At 62.8% G+C, this 18,124-nt stretch carries 25 protein-coding genes and 1 pseudogene; 22 read left to right on the top strand and 4 right to left on the bottom strand.

Annotated elements, in window-relative coordinates:
- The 15 genes and pseudogenes from QN413_RS22350 to QN413_RS22280 form a co-directional block, all read left to right on the top strand.
- A pseudogene (locus tag QN413_RS22350) lies at positions 1 to 77 on the top strand (elongation factor Tu); the annotation flags it as partial.
- A 24-nt stretch (positions 78 to 101) separates the two neighbouring features.
- Positions 102 to 416, top strand: a complete 315-nt coding sequence (rpsJ, locus tag QN413_RS22345) for a 30S ribosomal protein S10 (protein WP_028250951.1) — start codon at positions 102 to 104, stop codon at positions 414 to 416.
- 128 nt (positions 417 to 544) lie between these two features.
- On the top strand, positions 545 to 2,182 hold the full coding sequence (locus QN413_RS22340; RefSeq protein ID WP_323498789.1) for a hypothetical protein: 1,638 nt from the start codon (positions 545 to 547) through the stop codon (positions 2,180 to 2,182).
- 259 nt (positions 2,183 to 2,441) lie between these two features.
- Positions 2,442 to 2,729, top strand: a complete 288-nt coding sequence (locus QN413_RS22335) for a hypothetical protein (protein WP_323498788.1) — start codon at positions 2,442 to 2,444, stop codon at positions 2,727 to 2,729.
- Positions 2,730 to 2,949: 220 nt separating this feature from the next.
- The gene (gene rplC, locus QN413_RS22330; RefSeq protein WP_187054835.1) at positions 2,950 to 3,627 is read left to right on the top strand and encodes a 50S ribosomal protein L3; all 678 of its coding nucleotides are present in this window, start codon (positions 2,950 to 2,952) and stop codon (positions 3,625 to 3,627) included.
- Positions 3,627 to 4,247: a 50S ribosomal protein L4 gene (gene rplD / locus QN413_RS22325; RefSeq protein WP_187053978.1), complete on the top strand. Its 621-nt coding sequence runs from the start codon at positions 3,627 to 3,629 to the stop codon at positions 4,245 to 4,247. The genes rplC and rplD overlap by 1 nt, the downstream gene beginning before the upstream one ends.
- Entirely contained in the window at positions 4,244 to 4,582 is a 339-nt protein-coding gene (gene rplW, locus QN413_RS22320; protein ID WP_187053979.1) for a 50S ribosomal protein L23, read from the top strand. The genes rplD and rplW overlap by 4 nt, the downstream gene beginning before the upstream one ends.
- A 2-nt stretch (positions 4,583 to 4,584) precedes the next feature.
- Positions 4,585 to 5,409: a 50S ribosomal protein L2 gene (gene rplB, locus QN413_RS22315; protein WP_187053980.1), complete on the top strand. Its 825-nt coding sequence runs from the start codon at positions 4,585 to 4,587 to the stop codon at positions 5,407 to 5,409.
- A 10-nt stretch (positions 5,410 to 5,419) separates the two neighbouring features.
- Positions 5,420 to 5,698 (top strand): 30S ribosomal protein S19, encoded by a 279-nt coding sequence (rpsS, locus tag QN413_RS22310; RefSeq protein WP_007838132.1) that lies wholly within the window; start codon positions 5,420 to 5,422, stop codon positions 5,696 to 5,698.
- A gap of 9 nt (positions 5,699 to 5,707) precedes the next feature.
- Complete coding sequence (rplV, locus tag QN413_RS22305; RefSeq protein WP_187053981.1) at positions 5,708 to 6,040, top strand: 50S ribosomal protein L22; 333 nt, start codon at positions 5,708 to 5,710, stop codon at positions 6,038 to 6,040.
- A gap of 17 nt (positions 6,041 to 6,057) precedes the next feature.
- Positions 6,058 to 6,990 (top strand): 30S ribosomal protein S3, encoded by a 933-nt coding sequence (gene rpsC / locus QN413_RS22300; protein WP_323498787.1) that lies wholly within the window; start codon positions 6,058 to 6,060, stop codon positions 6,988 to 6,990.
- A 55-nt stretch (positions 6,991 to 7,045) separates the two neighbouring features.
- Positions 7,046 to 7,462, top strand: a complete 417-nt coding sequence (gene rplP / locus QN413_RS22295; RefSeq protein WP_028250943.1) for a 50S ribosomal protein L16 — start codon at positions 7,046 to 7,048, stop codon at positions 7,460 to 7,462.
- Positions 7,463 to 7,518: 56 nt separating this feature from the next.
- Positions 7,519 to 7,728, top strand: a complete 210-nt coding sequence (gene rpmC, locus QN413_RS22290; protein WP_187054836.1) for a 50S ribosomal protein L29 — start codon at positions 7,519 to 7,521, stop codon at positions 7,726 to 7,728.
- Positions 7,729 to 7,737: 9 nt separating this feature from the next.
- Positions 7,738 to 8,007 (top strand): 30S ribosomal protein S17, encoded by a 270-nt coding sequence (rpsQ, locus tag QN413_RS22285; RefSeq protein ID WP_187053983.1) that lies wholly within the window; start codon positions 7,738 to 7,740, stop codon positions 8,005 to 8,007.
- A gap of 82 nt (positions 8,008 to 8,089) precedes the next feature.
- Complete coding sequence (locus tag QN413_RS22280; protein WP_323498786.1) at positions 8,090 to 8,596, top strand: peroxiredoxin; 507 nt, start codon at positions 8,090 to 8,092, stop codon at positions 8,594 to 8,596.
- Positions 8,597 to 8,671: 75 nt separating this feature from the next.
- On the opposite strand, the gene QN413_RS22275 is transcribed toward QN413_RS22280, so the two are convergent.
- Both QN413_RS22275 and QN413_RS22270 read right to left on the bottom strand, forming a co-directional pair.
- Positions 8,672 to 9,256: a GNAT family N-acetyltransferase gene (locus QN413_RS22275; protein WP_323498785.1), complete on the bottom strand. Its 585-nt coding sequence runs from the start codon at positions 9,254 to 9,256 to the stop codon at positions 8,672 to 8,674.
- 71 nt (positions 9,257 to 9,327) lie between these two features.
- Positions 9,328 to 9,825: a TlpA disulfide reductase family protein gene (locus QN413_RS22270; protein ID WP_323498784.1), complete on the bottom strand. Its 498-nt coding sequence runs from the start codon at positions 9,823 to 9,825 to the stop codon at positions 9,328 to 9,330.
- A 245-nt stretch (positions 9,826 to 10,070) separates the two neighbouring features.
- Between QN413_RS22270 and QN413_RS22265 the strand changes: the two genes are divergently transcribed.
- From QN413_RS22265 to ptsP, 4 genes are read left to right on the top strand one after another with little or no spacing between them, the layout of a single operon-like run.
- A complete protein-coding gene (locus QN413_RS22265) occupies positions 10,071 to 10,559 on the top strand; it encodes a hypothetical protein (RefSeq protein ID WP_323498783.1) in 489 nt (162 codons plus the stop codon).
- A gap of 25 nt (positions 10,560 to 10,584) precedes the next feature.
- Positions 10,585 to 11,040 carry a PTS fructose transporter subunit IIA gene (locus QN413_RS22260; RefSeq protein WP_323498782.1) on the top strand — a complete coding sequence of 152 codons (456 nt, stop codon included), beginning with the start codon at positions 10,585 to 10,587 and terminating at the stop codon, positions 11,038 to 11,040.
- A complete protein-coding gene (locus QN413_RS22255; protein ID WP_323498780.1) occupies positions 11,009 to 11,278 on the top strand; it encodes an HPr family phosphocarrier protein in 270 nt (89 codons plus the stop codon). The genes QN413_RS22260 and QN413_RS22255 overlap by 32 nt, the downstream gene beginning before the upstream one ends.
- A gap of 10 nt (positions 11,279 to 11,288) precedes the next feature.
- Entirely contained in the window at positions 11,289 to 13,085 is a 1,797-nt protein-coding gene (gene ptsP / locus QN413_RS22250; protein WP_323498778.1) for a phosphoenolpyruvate--protein phosphotransferase, read from the top strand.
- Here the strand turns inward: ptsP and QN413_RS22245 are convergent.
- Positions 13,082 to 14,725, bottom strand: coding sequence for a SulP family inorganic anion transporter (locus tag QN413_RS22245; protein ID WP_416352223.1), 1,644 nt, complete (start codon positions 14,723 to 14,725; stop codon positions 13,082 to 13,084). The genes ptsP and QN413_RS22245 overlap by 4 nt on opposite strands.
- On the bottom strand, positions 14,725 to 15,420 hold the full coding sequence (locus tag QN413_RS22240; RefSeq protein ID WP_416352222.1) for a ParB-like protein: 696 nt from the start codon (positions 15,418 to 15,420) through the stop codon (positions 14,725 to 14,727). Before QN413_RS22240 ends, QN413_RS22245 begins: the two co-directional genes overlap by 1 nt.
- Before the next feature lie 137 nt (positions 15,421 to 15,557).
- Here QN413_RS22240 and QN413_RS22235 point away from each other — a divergent pair, with 137 nt between their 5' ends.
- The 3 genes from QN413_RS22235 to QN413_RS22225 are packed head-to-tail and all read left to right on the top strand — an operon-like array spanning position 15,558 to position 18,044.
- Positions 15,558 to 16,013 (top strand): Spy/CpxP family protein refolding chaperone, encoded by a 456-nt coding sequence (locus QN413_RS22235; protein ID WP_323498775.1) that lies wholly within the window; start codon positions 15,558 to 15,560, stop codon positions 16,011 to 16,013.
- 52 nt (positions 16,014 to 16,065) lie between these two features.
- A complete protein-coding gene (locus QN413_RS22230) occupies positions 16,066 to 16,749 on the top strand; it encodes a response regulator transcription factor (protein WP_323498774.1) in 684 nt (227 codons plus the stop codon).
- Positions 16,746 to 18,044: a sensor histidine kinase gene (locus QN413_RS22225; protein WP_323498773.1), complete on the top strand. Its 1,299-nt coding sequence runs from the start codon at positions 16,746 to 16,748 to the stop codon at positions 18,042 to 18,044. Before QN413_RS22230 ends, QN413_RS22225 begins: the two co-directional genes overlap by 4 nt.
- Positions 18,045 to 18,124: the final 80 nt, after the last annotated feature.

Genomic DNA, 18,124 nt, shown 5'->3' with positions numbered 1-18,124 from the left:
AAGAAGGCCTGCGCTTCGCCATCCGCGAAGGTGGCAAGACCGTCGGCTCTGGCGTCGTGGCCAAGGTCCTCGCTTAATTCATACGGCTAAGGACACACATCATGGCAACCAAGCAAAAGATCCGCATTCGCCTGAAGGCGTTCGATTACAAACTCATCGACCAGTCGGCCGCTGAGATTGTCGATACCGCGAAGCGTACAGGCGCCATCGTCAAGGGCCCTGTGCCTTTGCCGACGCGCATGAAGCGTTTCGACATCCTGCGCTCGCCGCACGTCAACAAGACGTCGCGCGACCAGTTCGAGATTCGCACGCATCAGCGTCTGATGGACATCGTCGACCCGACCGACAAGACGGTTGACGCGCTCATGAAGCTCGACCTGCCGGCTGGCGTCGACGTCGAAATCAAGTTGCAATAAAATCACGGCAACGCTGAAATAAAAACCCGCCGGCAGCGATGTCGGCGGGTTTTTTGCATTCTCGATATCAGCCGTGGCATGCTTCGCACGGCGCCGATCCGGCGTGCGATGCCGTTCTCGTTAAGGCCATGAACAACGTCAAACGTCTATTGCTCTCGGGGTGGTTTGCCGCTGCAGTATTGGTTTCCGCGTGCGGTGGAGGAGGCGGGGGCGGAGGTGGCGGATTTGCCTTTCTTCCCGTTGCATCTACGCCGGAAACCCCTGCAGCTCCGCCCGCCCCTGCGCCTGTCACAGCGGCCGTGATGGTCAACGGGCTTGTCACTTTCGACTCCGTGCCCAACACCACCGGATCGCTGGCTTACGCCGCCACGATTCAAAAGCCCGTTCGAGGCGCGACGGTCCAATTAGTGAGCACAACACAAGCCGTATTGGCTACGACCACGACAGACGCTTCGGGCAACTACGCCGCTTCCGTCGCGCAAGGCTCGACGTTCTTTGTGCGCGTGCGTGCGGCCTTGCTGAACACCGGGGCGTCGTCTTGGGATGTCACTGTGCGAGACAACACCCAAGGCGAGGGCGTGTACGCGCTGGAGTCGGGCTTGGTGGTTGCCGCAGGCGCGGCCATGCAAAAAGATGTCAACGCACCATCGGGCTGGAGCGGCACATCGTACGGAACGTTGCGCGCGGCGGCTCCCTTTGCGATTTTGGACACGATATATATGACGCAGCAAAAGGTGCTGTCGGTCGCGCCATCGACAGCTTTTCCGCCTCTGAAGGTTCTTTGGAGCGTGAACAACCTGCCTGCCTCGGGCAACCCTGCGCTGGGGCAAATCGGCACCACGTTTTTTACAGCGTCAACTACCGGTGCGGCTATCTATGTGCTCGGCAAGGCGGACGTCGACACAGACGAGTACGACGCGTCGGTGATTGCACATGAATGGGGTCATTACTATCAGTCGGTTTTCAGCAGAGATGATTCACCGGGCGGCGAGCATGGGTCGAATGACTTGCTCGACCGGCGAGTCGCCTTCTCTGAAGGCTGGGGCAATGCATGGTCAGGCATTGCGTTGAATCGCGCGAACTACACCGACTCTGCCGGCCCAGGACAGAGCATCGGTCTGAATGCTAATTTGGCAGTCGGCGCTGTCGTGGCGAAGGGATGGTTCAACGAAGACTCGATCCAGTACGTGCTTTGGACGCTCAATCAGGTTGCGGGTTTCAAGCCCATTCATGCGGCGATGACCGGGCCGCTCAAAGCAAGCGCGGCGGTGACCTCCATTCATTCATTCAACGCAGCACTCAAGACGGCTTCAAATTCGGCAAGTGCCAGCATTGCTTCTCTGCTGACGTCCGAATCCATCGATCCGAACTCCGACGCCTGGGGCTCGACTGAGAGTAACAGCGGCGGTTCTGCCGTAGCCCTCCCGATGTATCGCACGCTGACTTCCGGTGCGGCATTGCCGAACGTTTGTGTGTCGAACGCGTTGGGTTCGGAGGTCGGCGACAACAAACTCGGTAACTACGCATATGTGCGTCTGAGCGTGCTGGTGGCTAAGGCGTACCAGATCTCCGTGGCGGGTGGCGGACCCGCAACCGATCCCGACTTTCGTGTCTATAACGCGAGCGGCGTCGTCGCGAAGGCCGAAGCCGTCGCACCAGGTTCCGAAAGTGCAAGCGTTGCGCTCACACCCGGCGAGTACGTGCTGGCAGTCACTGACTATCAAAACAAGGCGTCGTCGACATGCTTCACGGTTTCGGCCAATTGAGGATCGCGTCATGACAAACCTTTTCAGACTTGACCACCTTGCTGCGCGAGTCTTTGGCGCTTGCGTGGCCGCTTCATCCTCAATTTCGTGCGCTGCGGCGCTCACCGGGTTGATCGCAATTCCAGCGCAGCCGATTTCCTCCGCTGGGTATGTCACAGCCGTACAGAAGTCGAACAGTTCCAAGGTGGTTGTTCGATACAAGGTCGTTCCGCTTTCAAGCGCAGGACTTTCGGCCACGGTGAGCCTGACTTTCAGTGCAGTGACTGACGCCGCCGCGAACGTGCGCTTTACGTCCGATGCAGGCTTAAAAATGCTCGCGTCGCAAGCATTGGTGCCTTTGCCGATGGGTTCCAGTGAACTCGACATCCAGGTCGTGCCCGAGGCAGACGGGTTGTTCTACCTGAACGTCTTCACAACCCAAAACGGCGCTACCAGCGCAATATCGATCCCCATCGCAGCAGGCAGCGGAAAGCCAAAGCTCGACGCCATGGGTGAAGCCAAGCCGTCAGCGGCCGGCGAAAAAATCATCTCGATACCCGTGCGCTAAGTAGCCGGTCGCGTCGCGTGACATTGCACTAACAGCATCGGCGGGCTATAATCAAGGGCTCTGTCGCATTTTTGCGCGCCGTCTCCGGCATGCATCGTCGTTGCAGAGATTTATCAACCTTCTTTCGTGGGTCGAGTCTGGATTTCCAGATTAGGCCAAACGCTGTCGCCAATTGAAGTGGCAGAGGCGAAAGAGGATTTCCATTTTTGGAGAAAACAAAATGAGTCTAAGTAACTCCCTCGGGTTGCTGGGCCGCAAGGTGGGGATGATGCGTCTCTTCACCGATGACGGGGATGCAGTTCCCGTCACGGTGGTGGATGTGTCCAACAACCGTGTGACCCAGATCAAATCCGAAGAGACCGACGGATACGTCGCGCTTCAGGTGACTTTCGGTTCCCGCAAGGCATCTCGCGTGACGAAGCCCCTGGCTGGGCACTTGGCCAAGGCCGGTGTCGAAGCGGGTGAAATCATCCAGGAATTCCGTGTAACTGCCGATACGGCCGGTCAGCACAAAGCGGGCGGCGTCATTGCCGCCAGCAGCGTGTTCGCTGTGGGTCAAAAGGTGGATGTGCAGGGCACGTCCATCGGCAAGGGCTTTGCTGGCACCATCAAGCGTCACAACATGAAGTCGCAACGTGCGTCGCACGGCAACAGCCGCTCGCACAACGTTCCGGGCTCCATCGGCATGGCGCAAGATCCGGGTCGTGTTTTTCCAGGCAAGCGCATGACGGGCCACCTCGGCGACGTCACCTGCACGACGCAAAATCTCGATGTCTATCGCATCGACGAAGCGCGCCAACTGCTTCTTATCAGGGGTGCGATTCCGGGTTCGAAGGGTGGCTTCGTCACCGTTCGTCACGCCATCAAGACCAAGCCGCAAGCTGAAGGAGCGAAGTAATGCAACTCGAACTCCTGAACGAACAAGGCCAGGCCTCCTCGAAATTCGACGCGCCTGAGACCGTTTTCGGTCGTGACTACAACGAAGACCTGGTTCACCAGATCGTCGTCGCATTCCAGGCTAATGCCCGCCAAGGCACGCGCGCCCAGAAGGACCGCGAGCAGGTCAAGCATTCGACCAAGAAGCCATTTAAGCAAAAGGGAACGGGCCGCGCCCGCGCCGGTATGACCTCCTCGCCGTTGTGGCGCGGCGGCGGCCGGATCTTCCCGAACATGCCCGACGAAAACTTCTCGCAAAAGATCAATAAGAAGATGTACCGCGCCGGGATGGCGTCCATCTTCTCGCAGCTTGCGCGTGAAGGTCGTCTGGCGGTGATCGATTCGATCACTGTCGATTCGCCAAAGACCCAGCCGCTGGCTGCGCGCTTCAAGGCGATGAACCTTCAGTCGGTGCTGGTGATCGCTGAAGAAGTCGACGAAAACCTGTATCTCGCATCGCGCAACCTGGTCAACGTGCTCGTCGTCGAGCCACGTTACGCCGATCCGGTGTCGTTGGTGCACTACAAGAAGGTGCTCGTCACCAAGGGCGCCGTCGAAAAGCTCAAGGAGATGTTCGCATGAGCCGCATGAATCCTACGCCGGCCTTCCGAGGCCAGTTCGCCGAAGGCCGTCTTATGGCTGTGCTGGTCGCACCGATCGTGTCTGAAAAGGCAACGATGGTCGGCGAGAAGTCGAATGCAGTCACTTTCAAGGTGTTGCAGGACGCCACCAAGCCCGAAATCAAGGCCGCTGTTGAACTCATGTTCAAGGTCGAAGTTCAGGGTGTGTCGGTGCTCAACACCAAGGGTAAGGCCAAGCGCTTCGGTAAGTCGATGGGTCGTCGCGACAACATTCGCAAGGCTTACGTGACACTGAAGGCTGGGCAAGAGCTCAACCTAGTCGGGGAAGGCGCTTAATCATGGCCGTCATCAAGATGAAACCCACTTCGCCGGGCCAACGCGGCGCGGTGAAGATTTCGCGGGATCACCTGTTCAAGGGTGCCCCCCACGCTGCGCTGCTCGAGCCGCAATTCCAGAAGGCCGGCCGGAACAACAACGGTCACATCACCACCCGTCACAAGGGTGGTGGCCACAAGCATCACTACCGTGTGGTGGACTTCGTGCGCAACAAGGACGGCATCCCGGCCAAGGTCGAGCGCATCGAGTACGACCCGAACCGCACCGCCCACATCGCGCTGGTGTGCTACGCCGATGGCGAACGCCGTTACATCATCGCCCCGCGCGGTCTCGAAGCCGGTGCGACCTTGCTGAGCGGTGCCGAAGCGCCGATCCGCGCTGGTAACACGCTGCCGATTCGTAACATCCCGGTCGGATCGACGATCCACTGCATCGAATTGCAGCCAGGCAAGGGTGCGCAAATCGCGCGTTCGGCTGGTACGTCGGCAACGCTGCTGGCACGTGAAGGTGTCTACGCCCAGGTGCGCATGCGCTCCGGCGAAGTCCGCCGCGTGCACGTCGAATGCCGCGCAACCATCGGTGAAGTCGCCAACGAAGAACACAGCCTGCGCCGTCTCGGCAAGGCCGGTGCGAAGCGTCACATGGGTATCCGTCCGACCGTTCGCGGTGTGGTCATGAACCCGGTCGACCATCCGCACGGTGGTGGCGAAGGTAAGACAGGCGAAGGCCGTCATCCAGTCGACCCATGGGGCAATCTGACCAAGGGCTATCGCACCCGTAACAACAAGCGCACGCAAGTCTTCATCGTGTCGCGTCGCAAGAAGTAAGGGTTAGCAAATGACTCGCTCACTCAAAAAAGGTCCGTTCGTCGACCATCACCTGGTGGCCAAGGCCGACAAGGCGGTGACGACCAAGGACAAAAAGCCGATCAAGACCTGGTCGCGTCGCTCGATGGTTCTGCCCGAGTTCATCGGTCTGACCATTGCCGTGCACAACGGCAAGCAGCACGTGCCCGTGTACATCACTGACCAGATGGTCGGTCACAAGCTTGGAGAATTTGCGCTTACCCGCACGTTCAAGGGGCACCCCGCGGACAAAAAAGTCCAAAAGAAATAAGGAACGACCATGTCTGAAACACGTGCAGTCCTCCGCGGCGTCCGCCTCTCGGTCGACAAGGGCCGTCTGGTCGCTGACCTGATCCGCGGCAAGAAGGTTGATCAAGCGCTCAACGTTCTGCAATTCACGCAGAAAAAGGCCGCTGTGATCATCAAGAAAGTGCTCGAGTCGGCGATTGCCAACGCCGAGCACAACGACGGTGCCGACATTGACGAGTTGCGAATCACAACCATCTACGTTGAACAGGGCGCCACGCTCAAGCGCTTCACGGCGCGGGCCAAGGGTCGCGGTAACCGCATCAGCAAGCCCACGTGCCATGTGTACGTGACGGTTGGCAATTAAGAAGGCCTGGAAGAACTATGGGACAGAAGATTCACCCCACCGGTTTCCGCCTTGCGGTCACCCGGAACTGGTCCAGCCGCTGGTACGCCAGCAACAAAGATTTCGCCGGCATGCTGGCCGAAGACATCAAGGTGCGCGAGTACCTGAAGAAGAAGCTCAAGAACGCATCCGTCTCGCGCGTGATGATCGAGCGTCCCGCCAAGAATGCACGCATCACCATCTACTCGGCTCGTCCGGGCGTGGTGATCGGCAAGAAGGGCGAAGACATCGAGAACTTGAAGCGCGAGCTAAGCCGTCAACTCGGCGTGCCAGTGGCAGTGAACATCGAAGAAGTGCGCAAGCCTGAAATCGATGCCAAGCTGATCGCCGACAGCATCACGCAACAGCTGGAAAAGCGGATCATGTTCCGCCGCGCCATGAAGCGTGCAATGCAAAACGCGATGCGTCTCGGTGCCCAGGGCATCAAGATCATGTCGTCTGGTCGCCTCAACGGCATCGAAATCGCACGTTGCGAGTGGTACCGCGAAGGCCGCGTGCCGCTTCATACCTTGCGCGCCGACATCGACTACGGCACCTCGGAAGCCAAGACCACGTACGGCGTCATTGGCGTCAAGGTCTGGGTTTACAAGGGCGACACGCTGGGTCGCAACGACCTGCCGGCCGTTGAGACTCCGCGCCCGGACGACGAACGTCGTCCGCGTGGTCCGCGTCGCGATGGCCGCCCGGGTGGTGATCGTCCAGGTTCGGATCGTCGTGGCCCGAGCTCTGGTCCACGCGCCGGTGCCCGCGGCCCGATCGGTGGTAACACCGCACCGGCCGATGGCAGCGACAAGCCCGCAGAAGCGACCGGTGGTGCTCCTGCAGCACCGGGTGCAGACTCGAAACCCGCCGTTAAGCGCGTCCGCAAAGCCGCGCCAGCTGCAGCAGCTGACGGTGCCAAGACCGAGTAATCGGTCTTTCCTGGACGCGAAGGCGCCTGGGGCAGTCCTCACGGAGTAAGAAAACATGCTGCAACCTGCACGCAGAAAGTTCCGCAAGGAACAAAAGGGCCGCAACACCGGCATCGCGACACGCGGCAACGCTGTCTCGTTCGGTGATTTCGGTCTGAAGTCGATCGACCGCGGCCGCCTGACGGCCCGCCAGATCGAAGCCGCCCGTCGCGCTATTTCACGTCATGTGAAGCGCGGCGGTCGTATCTGGATTCGTGTGTTCCCTGACAAGCCGATCTCCCACAAGCCAGCAGAAGTGCGGATGGGTAACGGTAAGGGCAACCCCGAGTACTACGTCGCTGAAATTCAGCCCGGCAAGGTGATCTACGAGATCGTCGGTGTTCCCGAAGAACTCGCACGTGAAGCGTTCCGCCTGGCCGCCGCCAAGCTACCGCTGCGCACGACCTTCGTCGCTCGCCAGCTCGGCGCCTGAGGAGAACACTGATGGCAACACGTAAAAAGAAGGACGCCGCGGCCAAGCCGGTCAAGGTGTCGAAGGCCGCTACGCTGCGCGACAAGGATGTCGCCGGCCTGAAGACCGAAGTCAAGGATTTGCAAAAGGCCCATTTCGGTCTGCGCATGCAAAAAGCCACACAGCAGCTGACGAACTTGTCGACGCTGCGCGTAACACGTCGCGATATTGCGCGTGCCAAAACCATCCTTGCGCAAAAGCAGCAAGAAACATCAGCCGCGAAGTAAGGAGTGAACATGACGGAAGTTAAAAAATCCCTCAAGCGCACCTTGATCGGCAAGGTGGTCAGCGACAAGCGTGAGAAGACAGTGACGGTGCTGGTCGAGCGCCGCGTGAAGCACGAGCTCTACGGCAAGATTGTTGCCAAGACCAGCAAGTACCACGCGCACGACGAAACGGGCCAGTACAAGCTGGGCGATACCATCGAAATCACCGAAAGCCGGCCGATTTCGAAGACCAAGAACTGGGTGGTGACCCGCTTGGTCGAGAAGGCCGCGGCAATCTGATCCCGACTTCGATGGCACGCGCTACGGCGCAATCAGAAACGGCCCACAATGTGGGCCGTTTTCATTTTCTGGAGTAGCTTGCATGATCAAAGTCGGTGACACCCTTCCCGCGACCACCCTGATGGAATTCTCCGAAGTGGAGGGCGAGGGCTGCAGCATTGGACCGAATCCAGTCGAGGTTGCCAAGGCCACCGCTGGCAAGACGATTGCGCTGTTCGCGCTGCCGGGTGCGTTCACCCCAACCTGCTCGGCGAAGCACGTGCCGGGCTACGTCGCACATGCCGCCGACTTCAAGGCCGCCGGTGTCGATGAGATCTGGTGCGTGAGCGTCAACGACGCATTCGTGATGGGTGCGTGGGCGCGTGACCAGAACACGGGGACGAAGGTGCGTATGCTGGCAGACGGAAGTGGCGACTTTGCCAAGGCCACAGGACTGACGCTCGACCTCACAGGCCGTGGCATGGGCGTGCGCAGCAATCGCTATTCGGCGCTCATCAAAGACGGGAAAGTCGCAACGCTCAACGTCGAAGCGCCCGGCAAGTTCGAGGTAAGTGATGCCGGCACGCTGTTGACGCAAGCCCGCGGCTGACCCAAGATCAAGTCGAGCGGCCACTTTCGCTGCCATGGCAGCCGGCTCGACATCCGATCCAAACCTCAAATTCGATCAATAAAGATCGGCTTTGAGGTAGTGAGCCCCCGAAATCGGATTGTGATAATAGGGCGGCACCTCGACAAATCCGAGCTCTTCGTAGAGCGCGCGCGCTGACTCCATGTCGTCTAGCGTGTCGAGCAGCACGCATCCGTAGCCGGCACTGCGTGCGGCGTCGAGCATCGCTTCGGCCAACTGTCGGCCTAGCCCCAGTCCGCGAAAGCTTGGCCGTACGAACAATCGTTTCATCTCCGCCGCGTTGGCGTAATCGGTCGAATCAAGCGGCCGCAGCGCGCAGCACCCCGCCACATGCGCGCGCATGCCATTTGCGCGCTGCAGAGTCGGCGTTTGCGGCCTCGGGTGTGATGGGTTGACGTCGACCAGAGCCAGCAACAACGCACCCCGGGGCTCCGCATAGTCCCCCGGAAGCGCGACCAGCTCTTCATCAAAATTCTGGAAGCGAAGATCGATACCGAGTGCCGCTGCATATTCGCGAAACAGAGACCGTGCAGCATCGAATTCCAGCGCCTCGTCGGGCGTGACCAGCACCACCGCTGGCGTGTCGGTCAGCGGCAACGGGCGAGATACCGAAAAGCTCATGCGCTGAGCCGGAGGGGCGCGGTCATCGGGCGAAAAAATATGCCGGTTGGCAAGATTGACAGATTAGCAACTCACGCGTCGGCAAGCAACTTCTCGATCAGCTTATGCAGCGCTGCGAAGTCAGGCTCGCCGACGTAGCGCTTGACGACCTCACCACGTTTGTTCACGACGAAAGTCGTCGGCGTGAGCGCGATGTCGCCCCATGCTCTGGCGACAGCGCCGGTGTTGTCGATGGCCACCTTGAACGGCAACTTACGCGTCTGGGCATAGTTCACGACATAGGCCGGCGGGTCGTAGCTCATGGCCACCGCCACGGTGTCATATCCCTGCGCCTTGTATTTCTCGTAGGTCGCGATCACCTTTGGCATTTCGGCGACGCACGTCACGCAGCTCGTCGCCCAAAAATTGACCAGAGTGACCTTGCCTTTGAAATCAGCCGCGCTTTGCTTGCTGCCGTCGAGCAGAACAAACGTAGATGCAGGCGCTGCTTCGCTCCCAGTGTTCAGGTAAGCACCCGCGCCGACGGCCAAGGCAATAGCCACCGCGGCGGCATAGACGACTTTTTTCATGGGCAACCCGAGGAAGAAGGACGGTGAGATTTTAGTTCCGAGACGCGAAAACCTGCTCACGATGCCCGCGCAGCCGGGTCGCCAGAAGCTCCCGCGGCACATCGAAGGCGGCCGTCTGTTCGATTTGGCGCGATAAGCTCGGTCCGATGATTGTGTATGTTGTTGGTTCGGCTCGGCGATGGTTCCCCGGCCTGCTCTTTTTGTTGCTCCTACCCGGCTGCAGCCCCGTTTTCAACTGGCGCGACGTGACCGTGACCGACAACCTCCTCGCGCTCCTCCCGTGCAAGCCCGACCGTGCGACGCGAAACCTCGAAGTCCCGGGCATCGAACGCATTTCGATCAGCATGACCGGCTGCCCGGCGGGCGATGCAACTTTTGCCGTTGCGCAAGCCGAAGCCGGCAGCGCCGCGCAGGCGGTAATGTGGCTCGCCGCATGGAAGGCCTCGACGCGCGCACAGTGGCCGGATGCGCAGCTCACGGAAACAGTCGCCACGGTCGCTGGCGCCGACGAGGCATCGGCATCCCGCTTCACCATCACACGGGCGGCGGAAGAAGCCGCCCGAAAGGCCTCAGTGCAATCCGGGAGTGCCGAAATCGTCTGGTTCACAAATGCGGTCGATGCCACTCATGTGACGGTCTATCAAGCCATGGTTCTCGGTAAGCCGTCGGCCGCCGATGCGACTTCCACGTTCTTCGAGGGCGTGCGCCTCTCGGCACGTCGCAGCCCCGCATAATCGTCGACCTGCTTCGCCTCCATCCATGAACAGTATTTTCATCATCGCCCACTCCCCGCTCGCACAGGCGCTGCGGCAGTGCGCGCTGCATGTGTTTCCCGATTGCGAGACCGTTATCGTCGCACTCGACGTGTTGCCCAACGTATCGCCGGAAGAAACACTTGCCGCTGGGCGCATCACGCTGGCCCAGATGTTGAATCCGCCGCGCTCCCAGGTGCTCGTGCTGGCAGATGTTTTCGGCGCGACGCCGTGCAACGTGGCGCAAAAGCTTGTCGACGGCGTGCGATCGCGGCTCGTGGCCGGCGTCAATTTGCCGATGCTGTTGCGCGCCGTCACCTACCGGCACGAAACGCTCGATGCGCTGGTTCAGCGTGCAATCACAGGCGGCACCGCCGGCGTCATGCAAGTCGCTGTATCGGCCCCCCAAAACCAGGCGAGAAGAAAACCAAGTGATCAAGACATCCGTGACCATCAGCAATAAGCTGGGCTTGCACGCACGCGCGTCGGCCAAGCTCACCAAGCTCGCCGGCAGCTATCCGTGCGAGGTCTGGCTCGCACGCGGTGACCGGCGCGTCAATGCCAAAAGCATCATGGGCGTGATGATGCTGGCGGCCGGAATCGGCGTGTCGATTGATCTCGAAACCGAAGGCGAGCGCGAGCAGGAGGCCATGGACGCTCTGGTGGCGTTGATGAACGACAAGTTCGGCGAAGGCGAGTGAGACCCTTGCCATGACCTTCGCGGTTCACGGTCTGCCGGTTGCCCGTGGCATCGCCATCGGGCGCGCGGTGCTGGTGGTGTCGAGCCGCATCGACGTGGCCCACTACTTCATCAAGCCGGCTGAGATCGAGTCCGAGATCGAGCGAGTGCGCACGGCGCGCAACGCGGTGTCCGAAGAGCTCACCAAGCTGCAGGCCAGCGTCGCTCTGATGGGACCCAACGACGCGCCGCACGAACTGGTGGCGTTGCTCGAAGTCCACCAGATGCTGTTGCAGGACGAGGCCCTCACCAACGGCGTCAAGCACTGGATCACCGAGCGGCTCTACAACGCCGAATGGGCACTGACCACGCAGCTCGAAGTCATTGCGCGGCAGTTCGACGAGATGGAGGACGAGTACCTGCGAGAGCGCAAGGCCGACCTCGAGCAGGTGGTCGAACGCATGCTGCACCGCATGAAGGGCACTGCCGCGGTGCTTGCGCCGACCCCGCCGCGCCGCAAGCGCCCCGCCGGGGCTGAAGACGACGATCTCACCGTCACCGACACCATCGATGTGCCCCTGGTGCTCATCGCGCACGACCTGTCGCCGGCCGACATGCTGCAGTTCAAGAAGAGCGTGTTCGCGGGCTTCGTCACCGATGTCGGCGGCCGCACTTCTCACACAGCGATAGTGGCGCGCAGCATGGACATTCCGGCGGTCGTCGGCGCGCGTACCGCCAGTCAGCTGGTGCGGCAGGACGACTGGGTCATCATCGATGGCGATGCGGGCGTGGTCATCGTCGACCCGTCGCCGATCATCCTGGCCGAGTACGGTTTCAAGCAGCGCCAGGGTGACCTGGAACGCGGCCGGCTGGCACGGCTGCGGCACAAGCCGGCGGTCACGCTTGACGGCCAGCGTGTCGATCTGCTCGCCAACATCGAGATGCCCGAGGACACGGCCGGCGCGGTCAAGGCCGGCGCCGTCGGCGTCGGGCTGTTTCGCAGCGAATTCCTCTTCATGGGCCGCGAGTCGCAGCGCCAGACCCGGTTGCCCGACGAAGAAGAGCAGTACCAGGCGTACAAGCGCGCGGTCGAGGGCATGCAGGGCATGCCGGTGACGATCCGCACCATCGACATCGGTGCCGACAAGCCGCTCGACAGCAAGGCCAGCAAGCAGGAGCACTTGAATCCGGCGCTCGGCCTGCGCGCGATCCGCTGGAGCCTGGCCGACCCCGCCATGTTCCTGACCCAGCTGCGCGCCATCCTGCGGGCGGCAGCGCATGGCGCAATCCACCTGCTGATCCCGATGCTGGCGCACGCGAGCGAGATTCGCCAGACCTTGTCGTTGATCGATTTCGCGCGGACCGAACTCGACAACAAGGGCATGGTGTACGGCGCGGTGAAGCTCGGCGCGATGATCGAAATCCCGGCAGCAGCGCTCACGTTGAAGCTGTTCCTGAAGCACTTCGACTTCCTGTCGATCGGCACCAACGACCTGATCCAGTACACGCTGGCCATCGACCGTGCCGACGAGGCCGTCGCGCACTTGTACGACCCCGCGCATCCGGCCGTGCTCAAGCTCGTCGCCGACACGATCGCGGAATGCCGGCGCCAGGGCAAGGGCGTCAGCGTGTGCGGCGAAATGGCCGGCGACGTCACGTTCACCCGGCTGCTGATCGGCCTCGGTCTGCGCAGCTTCTCGATGCATCCATCGCAGATCCTCGCCGTCAAGCAGGAGGTGTTGCGCGCCGACGCCGGCAAGCTCGAGCCGTGGGCGCAGCGCGTGCTGGAGGCCGACGACCCGGCTCTGGCGATGACGTTGCCGATCTAGAACCTGTCGGATTTCTTCGGCGGCAGCAGCGGAAGCTGCATCGCGTCGTCCACGCTCCACGGCGCATAGGCTGCCGCAGGCAAATCGGCCGACCTTACTTGTCCCAGCAAGTCCCGCACCGTGTCCTTGACCCGCGCCAGCACCAGCTGAGAACCACGCTGCCGCGTCCATTGCGCGAAGTCGCAAAGTGCCTCGATGCTGGTGGCATCGAGATCGGGCGACTCTTCCAGGCTGAGCACCATGCGTTGGAGCATCGGCGTGGCTTCCACGCGCGTGCGAAGAGTGGCGAATACGCCGTCGGCGTTGCCGAAAAACAGCGGCACCTCGGGTCGGGCGATGAGCACGCCGGGCGGCACCACGGCTTCGGGGTGGCGCGCCGTATCGACATAGTCGTGTCCGCCGTCCAGCCGGCCGAGCCAGCTGACGCCGGCGCGCGACATGCCGCGCAAGAGCATTAGCAGACTGAGCCCGATCGCGGCCAGCAGGCCGTCCAGCACGCCCAGCAGCAGCACCGCGGCCACCGCCACCAGCGCGATCAACCGGTCGCGTCGCCAGACGAACAGGGGTCGCAGCGCCGCCGGGTTGAGCGAGTGACTGACAGCATTGATCACGATCGCAGCCAGCAGAGGTTCGGGCGTGTGGGCAATCCATGGCAGCAGGGTCAGGACCGCGATCAGCACCACGGCGCCGGCCACCAGCCCGGCGGCGCGGCTCTGTGCGCCGGCCGCTTCGTTGGCCGAGGTGGCCGAGTAGCCCGCGCCTACCGGCATGCCGTGAAACAGCGCGGAGGCGATGTTGGCGACGCCGAGCGCAAACAGATCGCGATTCGCCGAGACGTTGTCGCCATGACGCAGCGCGAACGTGCGAATCGACCCGTACGACTCGGCATACAGGATCAACGCCATCGCGAAAGCGAGCTCCCCCAGCCGGAGCCAGTCGGCGCGCGCGAGCTGCGGCATCCCGGGGCTGGAAAAGTCCAGCGTGAACGTCCCGACCGGTGCCACGTTCCAGGCCTCGCAATAGCCGCTGACATCGAGCGCAATGCCGATGGCGATCACCAGCAGTGCCGCGGGTACCGCACGCCAGCGCCCCAGCCCGCGCAGCAGGGCCAGCGCCACCAGTGCCATGGCGCCACCCGCCCAGTTCCAGTGCGACCAGCCCGCCAGGAGCTCCCAGCCGAAGCGCAGAAAGTCGGTGTGCATCGGATGCACACCGAGCACCTTTGGCATCTGCTTGACCACGATGGTGATCGCGAGCCCCAGGGCAAAGCCACGCAGCACCGGCTTGGCGATCAGGCTCGACACCGCGCCCAGCCGCGCCAGCCCCGCGATGATGAAGAACACGCCTGTCAGCAGCACGATGCCGGCACCCAGCGCCACGCGCAAGGCCGCATCCGTGCCGGCGAGCGATCCGGTCGCGGCCAGCAGCACCGCGGCCGACGAGGAGGTTGCTGAAACAATGGCAAAGCGGCTGTTGCCGAGGAGGCCGTACACCAGCAGGCCGGCGAACAGCGCGAGTACGCCGCTCTGGGGTGGAAGGCCCGCGATGCTGGAATAGGCCACGGCCTCGGGCAGCAGCAGACCTGCGATCGAAAGCCCTGCCACCAGGTCGGCGACAGCCGGCAGGTCGCGCCGGGCGATCACTCCGCCGACACCGGGGCAGTGCCACCCAGACCGCTGCTGACCGCCGACAAGCTCGCGCTGACGCCGGTCCAGCCTGGCAGGTAGCGCGCGCCCGGGCCCCGCGCCAGCGCGACCGCCTGCTGCAGTGCCTCGACCGGCAGCGCCTGGGTACGGGACTTTTCCAGCGCCCGGCGGGGAATCAGTGGCCGAAAGAAGTCAGCCCAGAGAAATTCGGCAAACGGCGCCGCGTCCTTGGCATAGCCGCCGGCGGACCGAACGAAGCCCGCAAGGCTGCGATAGGGGTCGTCATGCAGCTTCGAGATCTGAGACGGAATGGCCTCGTAGTCCTGTCGCTTGCCTTTTTCGTCGTACGGATGCGCCCAGCGGTGGAATTCCATGAGACGCCAAAAAGCCTCGCCACGGATGGCCGACAGGTCGTCCAGTTGCATGACCCACACGGTGCCGACATCTTCCTGGTGCAGCGCCATGCCCAGATGGTGGTGGTCGACGATGTAGTAGCGCCCTTCGGGACCCTTCACCGCTGGGAACCAGTGCGCGGCGAGCGTGTGCTTGCGCGCCTTCCGCTTGAGGCCGGCCCACTGCTCCCGCTTGACGGCGACCTCCGCAGCGCCGACGGTAATCTGGGTGGGGTGAAGGTCGGCAAGCGCGACGGCGAGGAGGTGTTGTTGGTGTGTGGACATGTCGATGGTCATGGTGCCGCAGCTTTGCTGAGCAGCGCCTGAGGCATCGGTCGACATAAAACGAAACACGCCGATACCGCCGCGAAAGGACTTCGGGGCGCGCCAAAAGCACCATCGGACTTCCCCTTTTTCCCACACAAGGAAGTCCCATGAAACCCTGGATCAAACGTTCACTCTTCGGCTTTGCCGGTGCCGCCATCGTGGCGGGAAGTCTCGGCGGCTGTGCCGCGCATCGCTGGGGCGGTGGCGACCCTGCGGAGTTCCGCGCCAAGATGGTCGAGCGCATCGGCGGCAAGCTCGACCTCGATACCGTGCAAAAGCAGAAGCTCGCCACGCTCGCCGACAAGCTGGGCGCACAACGCGCCGCCATGCGCGACGCGGGCGGTGCCGGTGGCATGCGTACCCAGTTCCAGTCGCTCTTCGCGGGCAACAAGCTCGACCAGTCCGCTGCATCAAAGATGGTCGACGAAAAGACGGCGGCGGTTCGCACTGGCAGCCCGGACATCATCTTGGCCGCTGCCGATTTCTTCGACAACCTGAACCCCGCCCAGCAAGCCAAGGTGCGTGAGTTCATGCAACGCGGCGGCCGCCGCTGGAGAAGCTGAGACCTGCGCCCCGGCTTCGCTTGGCGCCGGGGCACTCATCCACAATCCGACCATGCCGCGCATCCTTCTGATCGACGACGACGAGCACCTGGGCGCGCCGCTCGCGAGTTACTTCGCGCGCTTCGACTTCACGCTCGACAGCGCCACGCGGCCGAGCGAAGGCCTAGCCAAGCTGCGCGCGACGCACTACGACGCCGCCATCCTCGATGTCATGCTGCCCGAGATGGACGGTTTCGCGCTGTGTCGCGAAATCCGCAAGGAAAGCGACATCCCGATCGTCATGCTGACGGCGCGCGGCGAGGTGATGGACCGCGTGGTCGGCCTCGAGCTCGGCGCCGACGACTACGTGCCCAAACCGTTCGAGCCGCGTGAGCTGGTCGCGCGCGTGCAAACCATCCTGCGGCGTCAACGCGCAGCAGCGCCCATGCCGACAACGCATGTACCGCGCCTCGTCTTTGAAGGCCTCGCCATCGATCTCGACAAGCGCGAAGTGCTGCGACAGGGCCACGCCGTCGAACTGACGGGCACCGAATTCGATCTGCTCGCGTTGCTGGCTTCCGAGCCCGGCAAGGTCTTCAGCCGCGACGACATCCTCAACAGGCTGCGAGGCCACGAGGCCGAGCTCTTCACGCGCGCGGTCGACATCGTGGTGAGTCGCCTGCGCAAGAAGCTGGAGCCGCTCGACTGCATCAAGACCCTGCGCAATGCCGGCTACGCGCTGGCCGTCGGGCGATGAATCGCACGAGGCATATCGAGCGCCGACGCTGGCGACATCGCTGGCGCCATTCGTTGCGTGCCCGTCTGCTCACCGTCTTTTTGTTGCTCGCCTTCGCGATGACGGCCGTCTTCATCGTCGGCATGCAGAGCACCTTCGCCAGCGGCTGGCGCGAAGCCGGCGTGCCCCTGGTATCCGACTACGCGAACCGGCTGGCGGCCGAGATCGGCTCGCCGCCCGATGTGTCGCGGGCCGAGGCATTGGCCGCACGGCTGCCGCTCGCGATCCGCATTCAGGGGCCGACGGTCAACTGGGAATCGCATCCCGATCGCACCGAGCGCCGCGGCTTCGATTCACGCGCCGGCGAGATGCTCGGCCGCACCACCGCCGACGGTCACCGCATCAGCTTCGGCATGGGCACCTTGCCGTGGCAACGCGGGCCGCATCGTTTCGGTTGGGTCACGCTGGCCCTGCTGCTGGCGCTGATCGTCTTTGCCTACGCCTACGTGCGCCGACTGCTGCGCCCGCTCGACGACATCCGTGCCGGCGCCGAACGCTTCGGTGCCGGCGACTTCGACAAGCCGATTCCGCTGCGTCGCAAGGACGAGCTGGGCGAGCTGGCGCGGCGCATCAACACGATGGCGCACGATATCCGCGGCATGCTCGATGCCAAGCGTGCGCTGCTGCTGGCGCTGAGCCACGAGCTGCGCTCGCCGTTGACCCGTGCGCGGCTGAACGCCGAGTTGCTGCCGGCGACGATCGAAGGGCTGCCCGAGCGCGATGCGCTGCTGCGCGACCTGAACGAGATGCGTGACCTCATCAGCGATCTGCTCGAAAGCGAACGGCTCGCAAGTCCTCATGCCGCATTGCAACGCGAGCCGGTCGACCTTGCGGCGCTGGTGCGCGAAACCGTGGCAGAGATGCCGCACGCCGCCGCGGTCACCCTCTGTCTGGCGACCGATCTGGTGCCACGCCAACTCGACCGCACGCGCGTGCGACTGCTGGTTCGCAACCTGCTCGACAACGCCTTGCACTACGGCGTGGATGCAGCAGAGCCTCCGCGCGTGTCACTGCGCGCTGCCGAGAAAGGTGCGGGCGTCGTGCTGCAAGTGCGCGACTTCGGCCCCGGCGTCGACGAGGCGCAACTGGCGCACTTAACCGAACCTTTCTACCGGACGGATAGCGCGCGCCAGCGAACCACCGGCGGCGTCGGACTCGGCATGTATTTGTGCCGCCTCGTGGCAGAGGCTCATGGCGGCAGCTTCCAGGTGCACAACGCTCAGCCGGGATTGCAGGTCGACGTGCGGCTCGATTGATCGATCGCCGCCAGCGGCGGCGCGGCTCGCCACGGACAGCCGAATTCAGTGCCGCCTCTTTGTCGCCTGCGCTACCGCCG

Origin of the sequence: Variovorax sp. LG9.2 (genome assembly GCF_035018885.1) — a bacterium.
GTDB lineage: Bacteria > Pseudomonadota > Gammaproteobacteria > Burkholderiales > Burkholderiaceae_C > Variovorax.
Note: the sequence above shows the minus strand (reverse complement) of the source record. Positions and strands in the feature narration are given on the sequence as shown.

Bases quoted from the DNA above. Each gene is read 5' to 3' on its own strand.
- rpsJ (WP_028250951.1), top strand. From the start codon at position 102: ATGGCAACCAAGCAAAAGATCCGCATTCGCCTGAAGGCGTTCGATTAC.
- QN413_RS22340 (WP_323498789.1), top strand. From the start codon at position 545: ATGAACAACGTCAAACGTCTATTGCTCTCGGGGTGGTTTGCCGCTGCA.
- rplC (WP_187054835.1), top strand. From the start codon at position 2,950: ATGAGTCTAAGTAACTCCCTCGGGTTGCTGGGCCGCAAGGTGGGGATG.
- rplD (WP_187053978.1), top strand. From the start codon at position 3,627: ATGCAACTCGAACTCCTGAACGAACAAGGCCAGGCCTCCTCGAAATTC.
- rplW (WP_187053979.1), top strand. From the start codon at position 4,244: ATGAGCCGCATGAATCCTACGCCGGCCTTCCGAGGCCAGTTCGCCGAA.
- rplB (WP_187053980.1), top strand. From the start codon at position 4,585: ATGGCCGTCATCAAGATGAAACCCACTTCGCCGGGCCAACGCGGCGCG.
- rpsS (WP_007838132.1), top strand. From the start codon at position 5,420: ATGACTCGCTCACTCAAAAAAGGTCCGTTCGTCGACCATCACCTGGTG.
- rplV (WP_187053981.1), top strand. From the start codon at position 5,708: ATGTCTGAAACACGTGCAGTCCTCCGCGGCGTCCGCCTCTCGGTCGAC.
- rpsC (WP_323498787.1), top strand. From the start codon at position 6,058: ATGGGACAGAAGATTCACCCCACCGGTTTCCGCCTTGCGGTCACCCGG.
- rplP (WP_028250943.1), top strand. From the start codon at position 7,046: ATGCTGCAACCTGCACGCAGAAAGTTCCGCAAGGAACAAAAGGGCCGC.
- rpsQ (WP_187053983.1), top strand. From the start codon at position 7,738: ATGACGGAAGTTAAAAAATCCCTCAAGCGCACCTTGATCGGCAAGGTG.
- QN413_RS22280 (WP_323498786.1), top strand. From the start codon at position 8,090: ATGATCAAAGTCGGTGACACCCTTCCCGCGACCACCCTGATGGAATTC.
- QN413_RS22275 (WP_323498785.1), bottom strand. From the start codon at position 9,256: ATGAGCTTTTCGGTATCTCGCCCGTTGCCGCTGACCGACACGCCAGCG.
- QN413_RS22270 (WP_323498784.1), bottom strand. From the start codon at position 9,825: ATGAAAAAAGTCGTCTATGCCGCCGCGGTGGCTATTGCCTTGGCCGTC.
- QN413_RS22260 (WP_323498782.1), top strand. From the start codon at position 10,585: ATGAACAGTATTTTCATCATCGCCCACTCCCCGCTCGCACAGGCGCTG.
- ptsP (WP_323498778.1), top strand. From the start codon at position 11,289: ATGACCTTCGCGGTTCACGGTCTGCCGGTTGCCCGTGGCATCGCCATC.
- QN413_RS22240 (WP_416352222.1), bottom strand. From the start codon at position 15,420: ATGACCATCGACATGTCCACACACCAACAACACCTCCTCGCCGTCGCG.
- QN413_RS22235 (WP_323498775.1), top strand. From the start codon at position 15,558: ATGAAACCCTGGATCAAACGTTCACTCTTCGGCTTTGCCGGTGCCGCC.
- QN413_RS22230 (WP_323498774.1), top strand. From the start codon at position 16,066: ATGCCGCGCATCCTTCTGATCGACGACGACGAGCACCTGGGCGCGCCG.
- QN413_RS22225 (WP_323498773.1), top strand. From the start codon at position 16,746: ATGAATCGCACGAGGCATATCGAGCGCCGACGCTGGCGACATCGCTGG.